25 protein-coding genes are annotated in these 19,169 nt (G+C 61.0%); 15 read left to right on the forward strand and 10 right to left on the reverse strand.

Annotation, left to right across the window (positions count from 1 at the left end):
• Positions 1 to 29: 29 nt before the first annotated feature.
• Positions 30 to 260 (reverse strand): GntR family transcriptional regulator, encoded by a 231-nt coding sequence (locus tag ABFX50_RS20455; protein ID WP_346148595.1) that lies wholly within the window; start codon positions 258 to 260, stop codon positions 30 to 32.
• Between the two features lie 270 nt (positions 261 to 530).
• On the opposite strand from ABFX50_RS20455, the gene ABFX50_RS20460 reads away from it, so the two are divergent.
• From ABFX50_RS20460 to ABFX50_RS20530, 15 genes are all read left to right on the forward strand, one after another.
• On the forward strand, positions 531 to 788 hold the full coding sequence (locus ABFX50_RS20460) for a hypothetical protein (RefSeq protein WP_346148597.1): 258 nt from the start codon (positions 531 to 533) through the stop codon (positions 786 to 788).
• Positions 785 to 1,231 (forward strand): hypothetical protein, encoded by a 447-nt coding sequence (locus ABFX50_RS20465; RefSeq protein ID WP_346148599.1) that lies wholly within the window; start codon positions 785 to 787, stop codon positions 1,229 to 1,231. Before ABFX50_RS20460 ends, ABFX50_RS20465 begins: the two co-directional genes overlap by 4 nt.
• A gap of 2,573 nt (positions 1,232 to 3,804) precedes the next feature.
• Positions 3,805 to 4,212, forward strand: coding sequence for a hypothetical protein (locus tag ABFX50_RS20470; RefSeq protein ID WP_346148601.1), 408 nt, complete (start codon positions 3,805 to 3,807; stop codon positions 4,210 to 4,212).
• A gap of 387 nt (positions 4,213 to 4,599) precedes the next feature.
• On the forward strand, positions 4,600 to 4,827 hold the full coding sequence (locus ABFX50_RS20475; protein ID WP_346148603.1) for a hypothetical protein: 228 nt from the start codon (positions 4,600 to 4,602) through the stop codon (positions 4,825 to 4,827).
• 14 nt (positions 4,828 to 4,841) lie between these two features.
• Positions 4,842 to 5,333 (forward strand): hypothetical protein, encoded by a 492-nt coding sequence (locus tag ABFX50_RS20480; protein WP_346148605.1) that lies wholly within the window; start codon positions 4,842 to 4,844, stop codon positions 5,331 to 5,333.
• Between the two features lie 94 nt (positions 5,334 to 5,427).
• Positions 5,428 to 5,712 (forward strand): hypothetical protein, encoded by a 285-nt coding sequence (locus ABFX50_RS20485; RefSeq protein ID WP_346148607.1) that lies wholly within the window; start codon positions 5,428 to 5,430, stop codon positions 5,710 to 5,712.
• 15 nt (positions 5,713 to 5,727) lie between these two features.
• Entirely contained in the window at positions 5,728 to 6,054 is a 327-nt protein-coding gene (locus tag ABFX50_RS20490; RefSeq protein ID WP_346148609.1) for a hypothetical protein, read from the forward strand.
• Positions 6,055 to 6,139: 85 nt separating this feature from the next.
• A complete protein-coding gene (locus ABFX50_RS20495) occupies positions 6,140 to 6,466 on the forward strand; it encodes a hypothetical protein (protein ID WP_346148611.1) in 327 nt (108 codons plus the stop codon).
• A gap of 135 nt (positions 6,467 to 6,601) precedes the next feature.
• Positions 6,602 to 6,745: a hypothetical protein gene (locus ABFX50_RS20500; RefSeq protein WP_346148612.1), complete on the forward strand. Its 144-nt coding sequence runs from the start codon at positions 6,602 to 6,604 to the stop codon at positions 6,743 to 6,745.
• On the forward strand, positions 6,746 to 6,931 hold the full coding sequence (locus tag ABFX50_RS20505) for a hypothetical protein (RefSeq protein WP_346148614.1): 186 nt from the start codon (positions 6,746 to 6,748) through the stop codon (positions 6,929 to 6,931).
• A 95-nt stretch (positions 6,932 to 7,026) separates the two neighbouring features.
• Positions 7,027 to 7,548 (forward strand): hypothetical protein, encoded by a 522-nt coding sequence (locus tag ABFX50_RS20510; protein ID WP_346148616.1) that lies wholly within the window; start codon positions 7,027 to 7,029, stop codon positions 7,546 to 7,548.
• A gap of 139 nt (positions 7,549 to 7,687) precedes the next feature.
• Positions 7,688 to 8,233, forward strand: a complete 546-nt coding sequence (locus ABFX50_RS20515; RefSeq protein WP_346148618.1) for a hypothetical protein — start codon at positions 7,688 to 7,690, stop codon at positions 8,231 to 8,233.
• A gap of 132 nt (positions 8,234 to 8,365) precedes the next feature.
• A complete protein-coding gene (locus ABFX50_RS20520) occupies positions 8,366 to 8,941 on the forward strand; it encodes an Lsr2 family DNA-binding protein (protein WP_346148620.1) in 576 nt (191 codons plus the stop codon).
• A gap of 100 nt (positions 8,942 to 9,041) precedes the next feature.
• Entirely contained in the window at positions 9,042 to 10,544 is a 1,503-nt protein-coding gene (locus tag ABFX50_RS20525; protein WP_346148622.1) for a DUF3987 domain-containing protein, read from the forward strand.
• Positions 10,545 to 10,556: 12 nt separating this feature from the next.
• Complete coding sequence (locus ABFX50_RS20530) at positions 10,557 to 10,952, forward strand: hypothetical protein (RefSeq protein WP_346148624.1); 396 nt, start codon at positions 10,557 to 10,559, stop codon at positions 10,950 to 10,952.
• Between the two features lie 96 nt (positions 10,953 to 11,048).
• On the opposite strand, the gene ABFX50_RS20535 is transcribed toward ABFX50_RS20530, so the two are convergent.
• Genes ABFX50_RS20535 through ABFX50_RS20575 form a run of 9 tightly spaced genes read right to left on the reverse strand, consistent with a single transcriptional unit; the run spans position 11,049 to position 19,162 of the window.
• On the reverse strand, positions 11,049 to 11,270 hold the full coding sequence (locus ABFX50_RS20535) for a hypothetical protein (protein WP_346148626.1): 222 nt from the start codon (positions 11,268 to 11,270) through the stop codon (positions 11,049 to 11,051).
• Positions 11,270 to 11,959: a C40 family peptidase gene (locus ABFX50_RS20540; RefSeq protein ID WP_346148627.1), complete on the reverse strand. Its 690-nt coding sequence runs from the start codon at positions 11,957 to 11,959 to the stop codon at positions 11,270 to 11,272. Before ABFX50_RS20540 ends, ABFX50_RS20535 begins: the two co-directional genes overlap by 1 nt.
• A 17-nt stretch (positions 11,960 to 11,976) precedes the next feature.
• Positions 11,977 to 12,255, reverse strand: a complete 279-nt coding sequence (locus ABFX50_RS20545) for a hypothetical protein (RefSeq protein ID WP_346148629.1) — start codon at positions 12,253 to 12,255, stop codon at positions 11,977 to 11,979.
• Positions 12,256 to 12,264: 9 nt separating this feature from the next.
• Complete coding sequence (locus tag ABFX50_RS20550) at positions 12,265 to 13,359, reverse strand: hypothetical protein (RefSeq protein ID WP_346148631.1); 1,095 nt, start codon at positions 13,357 to 13,359, stop codon at positions 12,265 to 12,267.
• A 10-nt stretch (positions 13,360 to 13,369) separates the two neighbouring features.
• On the reverse strand, positions 13,370 to 14,539 hold the full coding sequence (locus ABFX50_RS20555) for a hypothetical protein (protein ID WP_346148633.1): 1,170 nt from the start codon (positions 14,537 to 14,539) through the stop codon (positions 13,370 to 13,372).
• Positions 14,539 to 15,573, reverse strand: a complete 1,035-nt coding sequence (locus ABFX50_RS20560) for a hypothetical protein (protein WP_346148635.1) — start codon at positions 15,571 to 15,573, stop codon at positions 14,539 to 14,541. Before ABFX50_RS20560 ends, ABFX50_RS20555 begins: the two co-directional genes overlap by 1 nt.
• A 13-nt stretch (positions 15,574 to 15,586) precedes the next feature.
• A complete protein-coding gene (locus ABFX50_RS20565; RefSeq protein WP_346148638.1) occupies positions 15,587 to 16,609 on the reverse strand; it encodes a hypothetical protein in 1,023 nt (340 codons plus the stop codon).
• Entirely contained in the window at positions 16,609 to 18,210 is a 1,602-nt protein-coding gene (locus ABFX50_RS20570; protein WP_346148640.1) for a Gp37-like protein, read from the reverse strand. The genes ABFX50_RS20565 and ABFX50_RS20570 overlap by 1 nt, the downstream gene beginning before the upstream one ends.
• Positions 18,203 to 19,162 (reverse strand): phage tail family protein, encoded by a 960-nt coding sequence (locus ABFX50_RS20575; RefSeq protein WP_346148642.1) that lies wholly within the window; start codon positions 19,160 to 19,162, stop codon positions 18,203 to 18,205. Before ABFX50_RS20575 ends, ABFX50_RS20570 begins: the two co-directional genes overlap by 8 nt.
• Between the last annotated feature and the right edge of the window lie 7 nt (positions 19,163 to 19,169).

Raw genomic sequence — 19,169 nt, forward strand, 5'->3', positions numbered from 1 at the left:
ACCCGTCTACCAGGGGCTCTGCTACGTCATCAGGCGAACACCGGACCCGCGATCATGCCGTGATCAGCACCCGCCGCCGGAGGATGAAAAGGGGTCACTCTTTGAGCCGTGTTGTTGCTGATTCCGTAGATCTCGATCAGCGCATTGATACCGGGCACCTGGTCACCAGGAGCGAGTTCGCCCTCTTCGATCTGGCGCGTGAGTTCCCTCACGATCTGGGGCCAGATGGGTTTGCGCCTGTCGATTTGATCACCGCTCACGGGGACAGGCTAGGTAGCTGGACCAGGCCAAAGGTAGCGAGGGCTCGCCTGAGCTAGACAAGCTTTGCCCTGGCTAGATTGAGCTAGATAGGGCACTATGGACCCCATGGATCAGTCCCATGGGGCACAGGCCCCACACCACGACGAGGACCAGGACGAGGTAATTCACCTCTGTCTAGAGTCACCGACCCACCTGAGTGCATCGGCTGTCGCACTCCTGGACCAGGCCCGCGCCGACTACCTCGACAGCCTTCGGCTTCGGGAGGCGCTGTGACGCACCCTGCGGACGGATGGGAGCTGTCAGACGACAGGCAGTGGGCCGTCCTCAAGCGAGACAACCGAGTGCGCATAGCCGTACCTACGGGCGTGGACCTCTCGCAGCCCGAGCACCTGGTGCTGAAGGCGGCCCTCGAAGAGTTCCGGGACGCAACGCCGGACGTCGACGAGGCCGGGAGGCTGGCGCCCACGGTCACCGAGTGGGTTAAGGGCCAGAACGAAGCACCATTCAGCACGGGGGAGCTGCGATGACCCTCAGAATCAAGCGAGCGGCGCCCGCGAAGTCGAGCTTCAGTCAGGGCAACTCGAACTGTGTCTATGTGGGCACGCGTGGCGTCGGCCCGTGGGTCTACATCTGGGAGTCGGAGAACGGCCCCGGCACCTCGCACGGCATCGATTGGAGGGTGATGGAGTCCTGGCTAGACGACGTCGCCAACGACCGCTACGAGCCGACCCGCCTCGATGGTGACCGCCTCATGGTCCACATCGTGACGGACGAGGACGGCCGCAACTGGCTGGACCGCCCGCACGGGTGGAGGCCCGCACGGTTCGAGACCACTCAGGAGAACTGGGAGGCGTTCGTGGCGGGCGTGAAGCGCAAGGAGTTCAGCCGGTTCATCAGGGAAGCCCAGGACAACGAGGAGGCCAGCCTCAAGCGGATGGCCGCCTACAAGAAGGCGAGACAAGTCGCCTGACCGATCTCCCTCCTGAGGTCTGAGGCAAGAGAGTTGCTGGTGCCACTGGTCCGAAAGGGTGACCGGGACAGACCTCAGGAGGGTTCGAATCCCCTGGATGGATACGCCAAAGGGCTGTTCGTCCAGGGGACTTTTTGTTTCAATGCTCAAACACTTGATTCATCATTCGCAGCGGCTTCGACACATGCTTCGACGGCTCCGAATCAACAGGCCGGCGACCCGATCGCCGTATGTAATGCCCCATCACCCCGCGTAATGCCCAGATTTGCGCGCAAATCGAAAGACCTCCACCGCCGGGGTTAAGCCATTTGGCATTTAGGGGTATACCCCACCCCCTTTGTGCTGGGTAATGACGCAATGGACGCATTGATGGTTTGAATGGCTGTATTGGGCCTATTCGGCGTATGTGATGGGTGTTCGTGGTGATGGCGCGTATGGGTGTTCGTATTCGCGGTTGATGTGTGATGAATCATTTGGTTGATGTGCATCAATGATCGTTGTTTCGTTGGCGAATGATTGTGTGAATGTGATTGACCAATGGGCGCATTACTGGTCAAGGGCAGGCGTTCATCACCATAGGTGGTGGTGCTACCTATGTGGGTGTGCCGGGTATGGGGCTATGCGTCAGTGTGACGATAAGAGGTCTATATAGGGAAGCTGTGTAGGGCCCTGTGGGGCAGGGGTTCCGTGGGGGTATCGAACTAGCGTTCTATAGTGGGAGCTGTTTTTCGAATGGCTTTCGAGCCGGGGCCGTTGATTCATCATTCGCAGGGCCCCCGTGGGGATTCGCCCATTGGGGGATCTTTTCGGACATTCCTCTAGAAGGTTGTTCTGTTAGGCGCTGACAAGTTTGTCAAGGCCGGTGGTATGTCCGTTTAGAACAGACTCGAATGTGGGTCAATCGAAGTCTTTATTAGGTCCCATGTGGCAGGAACGGGTACGAACCGGACAGACAGGGTCTAGGGACGCATGGCGACACATGGGGACAGGAACCACAGCCTCTTTGTAACGGCAAGGTAACAACCTCAAACAGAATTATGTTTCGTTTCCCCAGGTCAGAGCGTTACCGCTGTGGGACCTACTAAAGATCCGCAGGTCACAGGGGTTCTGACCTGGAGGGAAGAGATTTGGTGGGGCAAAACCGCAGGTCAGGCTACGGGACCTACTAAAGAATGCCTGATCACAGGGTTATCTGACAAAACACCCTGACTGGCTAATGTTCTGGTTGTCGCCACGACGCCCCGGCCGCAAGGCAGGGGGGACGTGAAGCCGACAGGTTGCTTGATTCATCTACATAGCGTTGCGCGTTCTGTGAACGGTCGCCGTTCTGAACCCGTTTCTGGGACCTACTAAAGGTTTCGCGGGTTAGGCCACCTAGTAAGGCGCAACGTTCGCCGAATCCGAAAGGTGAAGCGGGAAAAGAGGCCGTGACCTTACGACCCTAGCCAAGGCTAAGTGAGGGTCACGAACAAAGCGCAGAGTCTTGCGTCGCACTCGTCCGCCTGCACTTTCGGTGAGATACGGCTCACAAATGGGTGCCGTTCCCTTGGTTGCTTGCAACCTTCCCCGAATGCCTTGGCAGGACGGGAATCCGTAAGGGATGCAATCCCGCCCATGATGCGAGCGCGTCTCAGTGTGCATCCGATGCTTGAGAACTCAATAGTGAAACGAATCAGGGTAAAGGGACTTAGCTGATTCGGGAGCTGGCCAGCAACACGGGAAGGCCAAAGCGTAAGGGTTCAAATCCCTCCCGAGATCAGGGGCGCGACAGTCTGGCGATTGTCACCCACGCGTTCTATGTGGTGTCGGGTTCGATTCCCGACGTGCCCACGACCGCACAACAGTGCGGTTGTCCCTCCTACCCGAAAGGGGAATTCGTGGTCAAGTTCATGATGGCTACGGCCGTCATGTTGGGGCTGACAACCCCAACGCCATTCCCTCCAGGCGATACGGCTACGCCTAGTCCCGTCATTACTGTGACGGTCACGGCGGACCCGACCGTTACACCAACCGTCATAGTCCATACGACGTCGACGGCGACGGTTACGGCGACTCGCACGGAGTATTCCGCAACCCCTTCCCCGTACCCGGTGCCAACCGTCCAGTACGTGCCTACGCCCGTTGCAGGGCCCACGGTCACGGTGCCTGGACCAACGGTCACCACGGAGGTACGGACAACCGTGATGACGACAGTGTCCGCACTGTCAACGGTTCGCGAAACGGCAACCGAATGGAGGAGCCACACGGTTTCTCCGATGTCGGTAAGCGCGCCTGTAGTCGATTCTGGGATGCCTATGCCTCCGTCCGGGGGATTGGTGCCCGTGCCGACTATCACGGTCACAGAGACGCCTACAGCGACTCCTTCCACCACTGATCAACCGGTGAATGTCGCACAGACCGGTTGGCCAGGAAGGGCCGTCGAAGTTGGGCTACTGGTGATACTCGCCGTGATCATGGCGGCGATGACACCACATCTCGTGAGGAAGGCGCGGAGAAAGTGGCGTGAGCGTCACTTCAGGCGAATGAACGCCTGATGAAAGCGGGAGGGGCGGAATCATCCCACCGTCCCTCCCGTGACCACGAACGCCCCTGGAAAGGGGTTCAACGTGCGCAACTCCGTGACTTACAAGTCTCAGAGTGACGACAAGTTCGACGACGTTAAGGAAGCCGTTCTATCCCTCCGGGGACGTCTAGACGACGTCGACAACTCGTATTACGAGATTGCCACACGCCTTACGTCCTTTCACGCCCACTGTTCGGAGTGCTTTCAGAACGAATGGTTCTGGCGGCTGCACGTCATCAACGTGACGGACAATCACCGCATCTTCGTGGATGCCTGGTGGCATTCGGAAACGCATCCGGTCGTGGTTATCCGCGACCTGGACCGAAAGGAACTTTACCGGTCCACGATGCGCCGTATCGGCGGCGTCTACCCGGCTTATCGGTTCGTCGAACGCATTCTGGAAACGGTGGGGTCCTAATGGGGATCATCATTAGCGTCCGTTCGACGTTCGGGCACCAATTCACCCCTAAGGGTGACGGCCTCCAGGAATGCGACTGGTGCGGCGGCACGTGGCGAATCGAGGCAGAGCCCGACCAGGAAGGTTCGGAATACCTGGTGGGCCATTACGAGACATGGAACGGCGACGACCCTTCCAGTTGTCCCGGTACGTCTCGCATGCATGGTGAAGCGCCATGCCAAGTAGGCCGCGACGGAAATCGGTGTGAGGCCGCGCAGGAAGGCCCATGCCAGCACACACAACACGGCTGCAACTGCCTGTACTGCACGGGTTGACAGGAACGGACGAGCCCACCAGACACAGGGGCCTGGTGGGCCGTCTCCGTACCGTCAAACGAAAGGAGAGTTCATGACGGTCAAGGTGGTTAAGCCATGGAAGTACGGCTACCAGCTCGAATTCGAAGGGGTTCAGTTCGACGTCACCAGTCCTCCCGGCTGTACCCCCAATGGCATCTCATGGATGTCCGATTGGGGCGTGCTCCGCGACTGGATTAACCGGGGCCTGGTCACCGAAAAGTTCATACCCAACAGCTATAACGACGCAGACCAGATCTGGTCTGGCCCGATGCCCGAATAGGAAGGTAGAACGGCATGAGCGAAACCGTCCTGTATCGGAGGAGCGTTCCGGCTCTGGAGCTGGAACCCGGAATGGTTCTGAGATCAGCCATGGCATACCTGATCGAAAAGATCGGGGTGATAGGCGGGTCGACTGAATGGAAGGTGCGCCGGTACGACGAAGAGAAGCAGTCCTTCGTATACAGCGAGTTCTACATCCCGCACGGCGCGGTAATCGACATCGTCGATCAGGTCGACGTCAGCGGCCTGGTTCGGCCGACCGCGAATCATGAGATGCGCGTCGGTGCGGTTCTCGAATTCGATCGGGGACCGTTTCAGGTCCTCGACTTCCGCACCCTCGACGGCGTCCACATCGCCCTACTGTTCGGCGAGATCGGCATCTCACAGTTCGTGGTGTGCATGTTCAAGTCCACCGACCGCGAATGGTACGGGGGCGTGTACGGGAGCAACATCACTAAGGCTGTCGAACGCTTCAACCTCGCCTTGAAGCGGAACGGCCTGGAGTAGGACTAACCCACCTGACGGGTTCCCCGAATTCCGTAAGCACGAGATCGGGACGTGCCGGGGGCGCAGCCATGCCCAAAACGAGAAAGGAAAGCAAGTGGGAGCAAGCGGAGCAAAGTTCGTCGTCGGCACGCTGATTTACCGCGTCGCCCTCATCAGAGCGCGCAACGTCAAAAAGGATGACCTCCTGATCAATGACCACCTGTACAAGGTGTCGCGTTTCCCGAAGGTGTGGCAGGCCGTCACCGGCCGCCGCCCGGAGGCGAGCGCAGCCGACCGCTGGACGCGAATTCTCGACGAAAACGGTGTGGAGCTGGCCGCCGCACACGCTGATGTCGAGTTCCTGGTCCTCCGCCCCTACAGCGTCGTACCCGGCAACTAGGAAGGGAAAAGGCCAATGGACTACCTCATCGAAGAGACGTGGGTTCCGTCTTCCTGCCGTTGCAAATGGGAGGAACACAAGGACGCCTATCGGTTGACCGTCCGGAACAAGACGTGCCCCGACCATCGATGCCGAATGTTCGGCACAGTCGACGCGTGCGAAGGAGAAGTCAGCCACAGGCTTTCGTCCGGTGAGACGTGCTTCATCTGGGAGTGCAGCAAGCACGCCGACGAATCGGCCGAACGGCTGAACCGGCTCAACCGCAACTATCCCGACTCTGATACTCCGCCCCACTGGTTCGACCCGTCGTATGCGGGCGAGTCCTGGAATGACGACTACTAGGAGACGGCGAATGGCGAACATGGAAAGCGGGCCCTGCCCTAAGTGCAGGAAAAGGCCCTGCGCTGCGCTCCGCACGGATGCGCGAGTGAAGTGCGCCGAGTGCGGCCTAGAGCTGGTCCGCGAATGGGTGCCCGGCAAGGGATTCACCCTGTGGGCGCGAGTCCAGTACTTCATCGTCACGCACAAGATGAAGGTCAATGGCCGCTGGCACGAATACTTTCGGCGGATAGAAGGCAAGAGTGCCGCCGAAGATGTCGCGGCCTTCCTCCGACACTTCGGCTCGAAAGACATCAACATCGAGCCGGAAGAAGACGGAGGGGAGGTGAAAGCGGATGAACCCGCAATGCGAACGGAACTTGAGCGACGGATACCCGATCGTGCAGTGCCCGAAGACAGCAACGCAGGAGATTGACGGCGACTGGTACTGCGACGAACACGCCGCAGAGCTTGACGACTAGGTAAGTGGTTAGCCCGCATCTGGTGATCGTAGGCAGGGTTCGATTCTCTGCGCGGGCGCGCTCCATCCCCCCGAAAACAAGGAGCCATCATGAGGCCAAACATGTTCTTGCCCGTTGTCTGGCTATTGGTCTACCGGGAAGCGCTCGCATTCGCCGCCTGGTCCGCGATCTCTGCCATGTTCGCCGTGCGGCTGCTCGCGCCCACCCTGCGGGTACTCAAGGAAGGAAATTAAATGAAGCTCGCGGAAGACCTTGTGAAGGGTGACCTCCTCGACATCGGCACCGATGAGACGGGCCTCGTCGTACGGCGCAAAGTCGAGGACGTCCGCCTCAAGAGAAGGTCGGTGTGGGTCCACGTGGAAGACATCTACTTCCCCATCGTTCTCATGCCAGCTCAGCGAGTGTCGGGCGTGTTCTGACGGTTGACCTTCGGCCCCCGAATGGCGTGATGCTGCCGGATCGAATCCGGCCGGGGGCTCTTTCATGCCCTCAACCAACCAGGAAGGAGCTGTTAGTGGCCGAGAGGGTGCCGACGCGCATCATCGAGAGTCGGCAGATAGACGAAAGCCGGTGGCAATACATCGTCGAGGCGATGAATACCGGCCAGCGTCGCGTGTGGGACCGCGCAATCCGGGAGTGGGAGCCCCGCGAACGCCTCGATCTGAAGATCGGATACATGCAGAGCTGGGACGCCGAAGGATGGTTTGCGCTGCCCATGCATGAGGTTCAGGGCGAATACGACTGGTCGCGAACGAAGACGAGTCGGCATCTCTTCGAAGTAGGCGCGGAGATCGAGGGCGAGCTAACCATCGTCCACACGTTCTCCACCAAAGAGACCCGCGACCCGTATTGGGGATACCTGTTCGTCGACGACTTCGACAACGTCCTGAAGTGGTTCGCGCCTGAACCGATCCCCAAGTTCAAGAGGGGCAGACGGGTCCGCATTAAGGCGGTCGTGAAACGGCACGACGTCAACCCGAAGACGGGCGTGAAGGTGACGGTCCTTAAGGACGTGTGGGGCGGTGTCATCAAATGACCGCGATGACGCTCTCAGGCAGGAGTAGGTCCGCAGCCGGCCTCAAGCCGTTCTGTTCATGCTGCCCCCTCCTAAACATGAACAATCCGCGGGATCGGCGCATCCTGCGCCACGTCATCAGGCGGCGCGAGGAGCGCCAGTGGAGAAGGGAAATGCTGTAATGCTCGAATTCCGTAAGGGCCTGGGGACCGGCCTCACCGAAGTGTGGGAGGACGGCGACCAGATCGGCGTTCGCCGACAGCGGTTCAACTGGTCCATGGACGTGATGTGGACAGACACCTGCCACGCCTGCGGGTGGAGCGAAAACACGTTCTGGTCCAAGTCCGCCGAAGAGGTTCCCGACCTTCCCGACCATTGGATGAAGAAGCACGCGGGCAAGCCGGTACAGCCGTTGCTGTACCCGTATCACGGGCGGTACGCATCCCTGCCGGAAATCATGGGCGAACTGGCCGAATGCCTGAAGGGCGAAGGGTTGAATCCGACTCTTTCGAGCCAGGTTTTCGTGACTGACAAGGGTGTCGACATTAAGCCCGTGATCTACATGTTCGACGGGCGGACAGTTCTCTACTGGGACGAAGGTCACGGCGTGTTTGTCGGCACGCACGGCGGCGAGCCATTCCGGTCGCTGCCCTTTACGTCGAATCCCGCCTATATCGCCCGACAGGTAAGGATGTTTGGCCAGTAAGCAGAACGGCCCTCGTGAACGTCAGGCGTGCAATCCGCTGCGAGAGCGGACGAGGGCACGACGCGATCGACATACACGAATCGCGTTCCCCCAATGTGATCGATTGGTCACACCCCCTCGAAGGAGAACATAGTGAAGATCGAACTCAAGGTGTGCGCTATCTGCTACCTCGGTGGCGAAGGGGTGGTCACCCCTGTCCAGGACACACCGCCGCTGAACTTCTCCTACTCCTACGACGAGGAGACGGGCGAATTCAGCGTCACCTTCGCCCCTATCAAGCAGGTCGACAAGTCGCAGCTCGGCGACAGGTCGATGGCGATGTGCCAGAAGCACGGCGACAACTTCGGCGGACTGTTCGAGACGTTCCGTCAGAAGGTGGCCGCGCTGGAGCTGCTGGCCAGTAAGCAGGACGGCGACTATGTCGAGCCCGAGCAGGACGACGAGGCCGACGAGTACGACCAGGCCGACGAGGGAACCGACCCGCTGGCCGCTGTCGCCGACCTGGTGAACGAGCCCGAGCCGCAGCCGGAGCCCGAGCCGGAGCCCAAGCCGGAGCCGGTCCGCACCAACCTGCGGAAGCGGCGGAACAGGTCCTCGGAGACGACCGAGATCCGTGCGTGGGGCAAGGCGAACGGGTGGGACGTCGCCGATCGTGGCGCCCTGCCGATCGACCTGGTCGAGCGGTACAAGGCCGCCCACGACCTGTAAAGCGCACAACCACTAAGGCACCCCCCATCCGGGGGGTGCCTTTCCCCTGGTCGGGTGGGTGGGTCAGATGCCAGGGGTTCCGACTAACGAAAGGGAGATCATGAAGAAGCCGGTACCGGACGAGATCATTTATCGCGGCATCATCGGCGATGCTGTGCGCCTGATCGATCCGCACACCGAAGCGGACCCGGCCGCAGTATTCGCCTCCGGGCTCACCTACTTCAGTCAGGCTGTCGGCCCCAGGCCGTACGTGAAGCAGGGCGGTTTGAAGCATCCGTTGATCCTGTGGGCGCTCATCGTTGGCAACTCGTCTAAGGGCAAGAAGGGTGAGTCGCGCCGCAGCATTCACAGCCTGTTCAGGCAAGCCTTCGAAGAGTACTTCGAAGATGACGACAGCCCTTTCATGATGGACGGCATCCCGCAGTCGGGGGCGACGCTGGTCCGTACCCTTGCGGAACAGCAGGAGATCGCCACCGAAGAACTTTGCGTGTGGGACCGGCCTGACGGCTTCCCCGTTCTCGCTTTCGACGAGGAGTGGGCGACCGTCATGCAGGCGACGAAGAAGGACAAGCCGCTAGCGACGTACCTTCGGAAGCTGTGGGAGGGCAAGAACAAGATCTCTCACCGCATCTCGCAGAACGGCAAGACGGTAAGGGCGACCATCGACAAGCCGCACATGTGCATCCTCGGGCACATCACCCCGGAGGAGATGCGGCTCACGCTCGGACAGGCAGACATCGCCGGTGGCACGATCAACCGGTTCCTGTGCTTCGCCTCCGAGAAGTCGAAGAAGCTGCCCTTCGGCGGCGGCCTGGACGAGAAGGAACAGGCGAAGTTCGCCCTGCGGTTGCGCCGGTTCATCGAACGCGGTCAGCGCGTGGCCGCCGTCGAGATGACAGCCGAAGCAGCCAAGTACTGGGTTCAGCTGTACGACGAGCTGGACGCCATGATGGAGCAGGGCCAGGAGATGGAGAAGTGGATTGGTCGCGCCCATCCGCAGGTGCTCCGGATCGCGGGCCTGTACGCCCTGACGACGCATGAGGGCGTGGACCCGCCCAAGGTGACCGTCGACAACTTCAAGTCGGCGATGGCTCTCCTTCGCTACTCGATCGAGTCCGTGAAGTACGCCATGGGCGACATCGGCGGGAACAAGCGCGGCCAGATCGCCGCGAAGATCCTCGACCTTCTGTCGGAAGGCCCGATTAACTCCGCCGACCTGAACAAGGGTCTGGGTGGCCGCACCCCGAAGACGGTCATAAGAGCCGCCATGGTGGAGCTGCGCGGAAGGGCGTTCGTGTACAACAACCCGAAGCCGTCAGGTGGCCGCCGCGGATTCATGTACTGCCTCGCAGACGACCTGCCCGAAGGGGTTGAGGTGCTTTCGTATGACGACGTCGAAGACGAGCCGGGCGGGCCGGTGTACGAAGGGGAGGTTGTGAAGGACACGGGCCTCACGGTGAAGGTGCGCCCCTCCAGGACGAGGGAGCCCGAGCCGCCCCAGGAGCCCGCACGCGGCCCCCTCAAGGTCATCATGGGGGCAGTCGAACCCAAGCCAAAGCCCAAGCCTGACAGCCCCTTCGGGGCGCTCGACGGCCTGATCTAGAGGGGGAACCGAATGACGGGCTACAAGGTGAAGCGACCCGCGCTCATCAACGCGGGGGACGTGATCGAGATCGGCCAGGCGGGAGATGATCCGATCCTGGCGACTGTCGAGTCGGCATGGATTCGGCACCGAAAGGTGAACCCTCGCACACTCAAGCATCAGATCGTTGAAATCGCGCTGAAGCTGAAGGATCACCACTGGAAGTTGCAGCTAAGCAACACGAACGATTGGGTGAGGGTCTACAAGGAAGTGGACCCGTTCGCGGGAGCGGATCGAGACGGCGTCGTCCGCTACGCCACCCAGCTCGGGTTGAGCCTCAAGCCGGAAGACATCACGGAGGACGGCGACAGCTTCACGATCGACGGCATGCCAGCCGTCGAGTGGATCGAAGCCATGACGATGGACTGACCTACCCTGTAACGCAAAAAAGCCCCCAGGCGATCGCCTGGGGGCTTTTTTGTTTCCCATCCCAAGGAAACTTGATTCATCCTTCGCAGGCGTCGCCTACAGGGCCGGACGCACCTTGTTGTGGGCGTACGTCACGACAGCGGTAAGAACCGCCTGGCCGCACGACACCAGCACACCCTTCCAATCGGGTTCAGACCCGAGCGTGGTCAGCACAGTGCCGACAGACACCAGAGCGGCCACAGCCGCACCCTGACCAAACGTCCGCCAGGCGCGCACCAGAGCGTCAGACGCCATGCCGGAATCAGCGTTGTGAACCATCAATCCTTCTCCTTCAGTTCGGACAGCACCTCATTGGCCTTCGCCCGCGTGGCGGGGCCGACAATGCCGTCATCCTTCAAACCGTGCTTGCGCTGGAACGCCCGCGTCTTCGTGTGCGTCACCGAGTCGAACTCGCCATCAACCGGGAGCCGGAACCCGGCCTCGTTGAGGACGGTCTGCCAAGCCTTCACCGCGGCGCCCTTGTTGCCCTTCTTGAGCAGGGGAGAGGCGCGGCCGGCCGAACCCTTCTGGTCGTACTTCGGGTAGCCGAAACCGTGGATGCGCGGGGAGTCCTCGTCGACCCACTTGACCGCTACGGCGTCGCCTTCGGCATACTTGCCGTCCATGTAGCCGGACGTGTTCCCGCCGACCGTCTTGAAGCGGCCCTTCTCGACCGCGACCACCAGCTCGACGTGAGTGCCGCCAGACGGGCCGTAGTAGACGACCGCGCCCACGCGAGGAGTCGACCCCCACTGCTTGCGTGCCTTGAACCAGTTCGCGCCACGCACGCACGACGCCGTCAGCGGCACCAGGTCGCGGGCGTCAGCCTTCATGAACACCCACGAAATGAACGTGCTGCACCATGGGTCGTCTTGCGCCCACGCCAGGCCGGGCACCTGCGGCGCGTACTTCTGATGGTTGTTGCCAGTCTCCTTGTATCCCTCCTCCCGGAGGGCCACGTTGATCACGTCTTGTTCAGTAGCCATTACGGTCCCTTCGTCGAGAAGAATACGGAAACGACAGAAATGATTGCGGTTACGGGGATCGCGTACATCCACCGTTCGAGAATGCGTAGCCGCCGCTCATGGTCTTCGTCCTTCTTTTGGGTTTCCAGCACCCTGATGCGCTCCTCGTGGTCCTTGTCGGTGTCGCGAGACTCCTTCAACTCCTGAGTGAGCTTCCGCACCTCCGAAACGAGCGCCTTCAACTCGTCGTATACCTCCTTGAAGGTAATTACGACGCCGTTGTGTTGTTCGTCAGCCACGGGCCGCTCCTACCATGGCGAAATGCCGTTACAAATGTATGTGACGTGAAGATGCAGATAGTGGTACGCCTTCCAGTCGTACGTTGCACCCTCGAAAAGAATGAGGCCGTCCGGCCGGATGGCGATGCGGGATACGGCGTTAGGCTCGGACGAATTGTTGCTCTGAATCCAAGCGGTCGCTTGCACGCTGAGGCTGACCGGACGATAGGCATTGTTGTCGATGAGCGCGATTTGCTGCCCACTGGCAACGCCCCAGGTTTGCGACGTGGGAGGGCCGATGATGAGACTCAATTGCGCGACCCTGCCCCAGCAGATGAGCGACTGCAACAGGACATGCCAATTGATGCCCGTGTTCTCCGTGCGGATGGACGCGTTAGCTGAGTGGTACGTCATGCTGTGGGCGTGGCTCTTAGCCGCCCAACGGGCGTCGCCTCGACTCGCGGTGTAATACATGCTGTGAGGGTCGGCCCCGCCCACGTGGCCATTCAGAGACGTCTTGACGCTGGCGAGTTCCGCACCGGAGGCGATGTAGTCCACGCTGGAGCCCTTAACCAGGTTCCAGCGGTCAAGGGACGGCTGATAGGCGATCGTGCCCGCAGGGTGTCCGCTGGTGCCCTCGTCGACCCGCATACGCCTGCCCACGTACTCGCGATTGTCGGTCACGTCGACCGGGGCGACAGCGTTCGAGTTGCCTCGCACAATGAAGGTGGCGAGCGGAACCTCTGGCGTCTCCCACGAACGGTCAACCGGTGGCGGCGTAGGGCTGGAACTGGGAATGCCCTGCTTGATTTCGATCGTGACCTTGTTCAGTTCCCGATTCAGGCGAAGAACGACACGGTCAGCCCGCGGATTCGACGACGCATTGTCGGCGAAGAAGATGCTCTTGAGCGCTGTTAGATGGAAATGGAAGCCGCTTAGGAAGGCGTGACCGGGCTGCACTAGCAGCGTGAGCGGATCAGTCTGCGACGACACCTTCAGGGCCGTATCGGATGGTCCGGAAGCTTCGACGCCGTTGTCTTGCCAACTGCGCGTCATGAACGACCATTGGTCCTCGTTGATGGCCGAACCGTCGCCACTATCAAACGGGTAGCTGAATTCAGCCATGCTGTGACTCCTAGATGCGTTCGAGCTTCATGTGTGATCCCGCCATGATGTTCGCTGGCGTAGCCGACCCGAAGTAGGTGGCAGTGACCTTTCCAGCGGTTCCCGTCAGGTTGGTGATTGCTCCCCAGAAGGTCGCGAAGTGGCGTACGGAAGCCACAGGGCAGCCGAAACCGCCGAGAGCTGTACCGCTACCGCCTGTGCTGCGAAGCAGGGTCGCGTTAGAACCTGTGTGGTATTCCATACCCCACACAGTCAATCCGGGGGCAGAAATGGCCAGCGTGGAGCTGGCGCCCACAGCGCCGTTGTAGAAGACAACGCCCGAAAAGACGTAGTTGGCTACACCCACGGGGAAATCCCAGAAGGTCTCTACGACACTGTTCGAGACGGGCACGGAGAGGGACGTGTTCCGCGTGGCGATGTGCTGGTTTTGGCGGGTGACGCTCACCCACGCCGCGTCGGCGTAGACCAGCGTGCGGTTGGTGTCCGTCTCGTAAATGTGCCGCCCCTCCACAGGGGCCGGCCTCGTGGTCGAGGTGCAATGAGTGATCACCTGCTCGACAGGAACCTCACCACCACCGCCGCCACTGCCGAACGCCACAGGGCCGTTAGCAACGTCAACGCTGTAGAACGTGTCATCGGCCGGGTTGTAGGCGATCGTGCCCGCAGGCACCGACGCGAGCGAGCTGGTGACGCGCGTGCGCCGCCCGATGAACTCGCGGACGTCGACCACGTTGGGGGAGCCTGGCGGGATCGTGCCCGAGGTGGGGCCGACAAGGATGGTCGCTAGAGCAACCTCATAGATGGGGGCCGTCCTGTTGAGGGCGGGCGCGGCCGGTGTCGGCGCGGGCGTGCCCTCCGTGATGAACGCCTCGATCCGGTTGTTCGTCCGATCCAGCCGAAGGCCGATCAGGTCGATCCGGGCGTCCGTGGTGTGAGCGTTGGAGGTGAACGGGATCACCAAAGGTTCGCTGTTGTGGTACGCGAACCCTTGAATGAACGCCCTGCCGGAGGCGACAACAATCTTGTTCGCTTCGCCCGTGCTGGTGACCTTCAGGTCAGGGCTGGAAAGGCCGGACGCTATGACTCCGTCGTCCTGCCAAATGCCTGCCAGGTTCGACCAATCATCTTCGGTAATGGCTGCGCCTTGGCCTCCATCGAAAGGGTAAGAACGTTCAGTCATCACGCCACCTTGAAAATCGAAAGGCTGGAACCGGCGTTGATTGTGACGCTCACCGACCCGGCACCATGCCAATACAAGACAGGTTCTAGTTCCTGCCCCGCCACGAGTTCAGTTAGCCCGCTCGTTGTGAGTCCGAATGTGCTGGCGCTAGAACTGGCCGTCGCTACGGCGATGATGGTCGGGTTTCCGCCCCAAACGAATCGAAGCGAGCCGGTGTTAGAGCAGACTCCCCACATGTTGACGGCACAAAAGTACGTGCCCGAAGTGTCGATCTTGATTTCTTTGGAGCCGCCGAAGGCGTCAACGGTACTGATGCCGACAGCCGCGTGAACCCGTTCCGTCTTTATCGTGGTGAGCGACTGCGTAACGTTGTAACTGTTGCTGGCAGTGGTGGAAAGAAGCGCGTACGGCATGGTTGTTGGCTGCGGCGTTGAGCCGCCCGAGCCGAGTTCCTTAACGTCCGTCGCGTTCTTCCCGTAAAACTTGCCGTCCAAAGGGTTATAGAAGATCGACCCGACAGGAAGTTCGACACCAGACCCGGAAACCCTGATCCGCTTACCGATGTACTCGCGGGAATCCACCAGTTGAGGGGCATTGTTGGGGACGCTCGTAGCGCTGGGAGCCATCGTGATCGTGGCTAGCAGAACCTCGTATGACGTCGGCGTACGATCCACCGATGGAGGTACCGGAGTAGCGGCCGGCGTGCCCGTCTTGTAAACGGCCAGAATCTCATTCGTCGCCAGATTCAGCCGAAGAACAACAATGTCCTTCCGCGACTGGGACACGTTGTCGTTTGGAGGAACCGACACGGGTAGCTTCGCGTCATTCACGTAATGGAATCCGCGAATCTTCGCCTGACCCGGTTCGACGTACACCTTTCCGGCCTCGTTCAGGCTTGTCACCTTGAGAGCCATCGAAGGCGGACCATCGGCGACCACGCCGCTATCCTGCCAAGCCTCCGCGAGGTAAGACCAATCGGCTTCCGTAATGACTGCACCCGATCCGCCATCAAAAGGAAAGCTTCGCTGAACCATGTGGGAGCCCTCCTTAGGCGAGAGTGGGCCACGTGCCCATAAGGTGAATGACACCAGTCGAAATCGATGTCGAACTGGAGTAGCCGTCAAGGTTGATACGGCCATCGGTGTACAGCCATGCCCGAATAACCACTTCGGGAGCTGTGTTAATCATGAAAGACAGCGGGACCTGATACGGCGGGCGGACGCTGGCCGGGATAACCGACATGTTCTTGCCGTTCGTCAGAGTGGCCGTCACGTTCATCATTCCCGTGAGTGTGCACATCCCCATGTTCGTCTTAATGACGTACGCGCCATTGGCAGTGAATCCCGTAGAGGCCGTCAGTTGCGCGTACGAGACTTGTGCGGGATGCGTGTGCGAGACGGGCGCGTACCGGTTGTTGCCTCGCGCCTCGGTGAGGTACTGCGTGTGCGGGTCGGTGGCGCTCGTGTGGGCGCTCACCGCCGACGCGATCAGCGCCGTGTCGGCGAGCTGCTTCGTGGAGCTGGCCGCCGTGCCGTGCCACGTCTGATCGCTAGGCCGGTACGTGATGTCGCCCTGGACGGCTGATAGGGCCTCAGAGACGAGGAGTCGACGACCGATGAACGATCTACCGTCGAACAGGTCGCCTGTCTCTACGCGCGATGTGGAGCCGCGTACGCGCCACGTGGCCAGGAGCAGTTCCGTGGAGGAGTCGACCGCAGGAGGGACAGGCGAAGACGCGGGCTGGCCCGTGCGTACGACCGGCTGTATCTCGTTGGCCGACAGGTCGAGCCGGAGCACCAGGGCGTCAATGCGGTCCTGGAGGGCCGTGTTGCCCTCAACGAAGATCGACGACTGTGCGCCTAGGTTGTAGTGGAAGCCGTTCAGGGTTGCCCTGCCGGGCGACAGCCACACCGTGTTGTTCTCGACAAGGGTCGAGACTCGAAGGTCCGAAGTCCACGGGCCTGCGGCGTGAACGCCGTTACCGGTGGAGTCTCTGACGAGCTGCGACCACTGCGTTTCAGTGATCGCAGAGCCGGGGCCGCCGTCGAACGGGAAAGACTCTCCAGCCATCAGGAACGCGCCTCCAGCTTCTTGATCGAATCCCAGATACGGCGAACCTGCCGATACAAGGTGGGGGTTTCAGTGGCTCCAGACGAGCCGAGTAGCGGCGCAACCCTCGGACCCTCAGAGGAGCTGTCCGACAGACGTACCTCTCGGAGAATGTCCGAGATCGGATTGCCGTCGATGTCGACGGTGACGCGGTCGCCGAGCCCGTAGTCGCGTCCGAACTGGAGCTGATCGGAGTCGATCGGGGACATGGACAGGGCACCCTTCGGGGCCAGGTCTTCCCACGCCTCGCGTTCGGCCTGGTCGAGCTGAAGCATGTACTCGCCCGGCACGGCCGGGGCGCTGGTGTCGGGGTTGATCGGCTCGCGGTTGAGGTTGTACGCGACCGGGATGTCACGACGGTCAATGAACCGTTCGCCGTTCATCCGCCAATTCGTGTTCGAGAGTCGCTGATCCAAGATCTCGAAGTAGTCGACTGCGCTGGTGCCCGACTGGTGAACGAGAGTGATCGTGTGCTGCCCGTACGGCAGGTTGCCGCGCTCGTACCCGAGATAGCGGGGAACCACGGTGGAGTCGCCACGCGTGGGGGAGACCGTCCCCTGAGACTGCCCGTCGATGAGCACCTGGACGGTACCGCCGCCCTGCGCGCTCGACGCTTGCGCCTGACGTGTGAACCAGCGAACGCCCGTGCCGGTGAAGTTGAGTGTGGCCGTAGAACCAGCTACGACAGTCCGCTGATACTCGTTGCCGTAGTCGCCGATCGTGGATACCTGATTGGTCCACGTACCCGCGTACACGATTCGGCCGGCGTCTGAGTTGAGGAGTTCAACGACATCCGCCTTGTAGTCGCGTTGAACGACATACCGGTACTTGCCTTCGCCCTGACACGCCATGATGATCGTGTCCGCCTGCGGCGCGGTCAGCTTCCACTCATAGCTGTTGATGTTGCTGTACTGCTGGCCGAACACGGCCTCAACAGACCGGTCCTGAGGGACGAACACCTCGAACCGCAGGCGGTCATTGATGCCCTGACGGACCCTGAACCCGAGCCCGGAAGCTAGGGCGATCTCCTGGCACTTCTGGCCCAAAACGTCGAAACGTGTGTTGGTCGATATGGTGCTTCCACTCGCTGAGGCAAGCGTGTCGAGAGCGTCATACCGGCGTTCAGGGCGGGCGCCCGCGGCTGCGTTCTTTGCGACCAGGTCCACCAGGACGGAGCCCGCGATGCCGGTAGCGACGTAGCGGTCAGCGGTCTGGTTGAGGACATCGTTCGCCGGTACCGGGTACGTGATGCGCTGCCACAGCAGCCACTCGTCCGTGACACCCGAATAGGTGATGGAGCCGGGGCCTGGATCGTCGGCAGACCACTTGCGCGTCTGGCTGGTGATCGGGCCAGAGAACAGCGGCTCGGTTTGCCCGTTCAGCCGGACGATGATGCCGTGACCCGGCTGAAGTAGAGCGGCCTCCTTCGCGTTCGCTGGCACTTCCAGCGTCCACGTGCCGACATCGCAATACCGGATGATCGCGGTGAAGTCGGTGTACTGCTCGACCAGGCCAATGCGCTGATAGGCGGGCCCACGGGCCTCGATGATGAACTTAGGCACTGTAGAACCTCGGTCGGTACTTGAGGTTCACAGACGACGTGGAACCTGATTCGTTCATGGAGATGGTGACGAGGTTTTGGGTACCGGCGACGACAGCCCAGAAGGCGTCGCCGACGTCGAGAGACTCCCAAATGTTGTCGCCCTGGGTCGGGCCGCCGCCGTCCGGGTCGACGAGCGTGATCCGCCTGCGGCCTGGCCGCGTGTCGATGAACACCTGTTGTCCAGCGTTCAGCTGTAGATCAGACAGGCCGAACTTGCGGATCGTGGCTCCGGCCTGCACCTCGAACGTGATGCCGTTGCACGGGCCGGTGATCAGCCACGTGGGCCACGTGTCGACGTCGCCGGTGATCTCCAGGGTTACGCCCTGGTTGATCGAGTGCGTCCGGTTGATCGCCAGTCCGAAGAACGGCGTGCCGAAGAACGGCTTCATCTGCTCGGACGCCGAAGAGAAGTTGTATTCGACGACGGACCCGGCATACCAGTACGGGTCAATGGCCCTGAAGGTCAGCCCGTACTTCTGCCACAGAAACCCAGAGTCCTCTTTCCCGTAGGAGCCTTCGGCCCCGCCCGAGTAGATGCAATCCAGGTAGCGGGCCGACGAGTCGCCTTCCGTCACAGTGAGACGGCCTAGGCCACGCGCCGGATTCAGCATCCGTAGAAGGTTCCGCTTGTTCGTCAGGAACGCGTTCCTGTCCTCGCCGAAGATCTGGACAGGGATGAACACTTCGCGCGTCATGTTGCGCGCTTCGCGGAAGTATCCGCCGTCCGTGTTCGATAGTTCGTCGTAATAGATTTGAGCGGGTGGAGCGTCAAACCCTTGAATGCCCTTCAAGGTGACAACGTCCGGGCCGCCGGTCAGCATCACTGACGCTTCTGGGATGGGCTCGGGGTTGCCTGCGACGGTAGTCAGGTTTGCCCACTCAATACGAGTGGAGGGCCAACCGTACGGCATGGGCAAA

The organism is Nonomuraea recticatena (assembly GCF_039533245.1).
Classification (GTDB): domain Bacteria; phylum Actinomycetota; class Actinomycetes; order Streptosporangiales; family Streptosporangiaceae; genus Nonomuraea; species Nonomuraea roseola.